1 pseudogene is annotated in these 260 nt (G+C 42.3%); it reads right to left on the bottom strand.

Annotated features, from left to right (window positions below):
- Window positions 1–251: pseudogene (locus tag GPK83_RS16425) on the bottom strand (RNA-guided endonuclease TnpB family protein); the annotation flags it as partial.
- Window positions 252–260 lie beyond the last annotated feature (9 nt).

Raw genomic sequence — 260 nt, 5'->3', positions numbered from 1 at the left:
ATCCGGATCCAGCCTGCCTTTGGGAGCTTCAGCTTCCCATCTTTTAACAGGATATTTCCATTTACACTGTTTGTGGTATAGCTTTTAACAGGATTCTTTTTTGACTTGAATTTTGGAAATCCAAACAATGGATCCCGGAAAAAGTTTTTATAAGCAGTCTGCAGATGCAGCTGGGCATTGCACAGAGCAAGGCTGTCCACTTCTTTTAGCCATGGAAACTCTGCCTTATATTTTGCCGGAGTGACCTTCAGGTTTTTTCC

This window comes from Clostridium sp. MCC328, assembly GCF_018785465.1.
GTDB lineage: Bacteria > Bacillota > Clostridia > Lachnospirales > Lachnospiraceae > Pilosibacter > Pilosibacter fragilis.
Note: the sequence above shows the minus strand (reverse complement) of the source record. Positions and strands in the feature narration are given on the sequence as shown.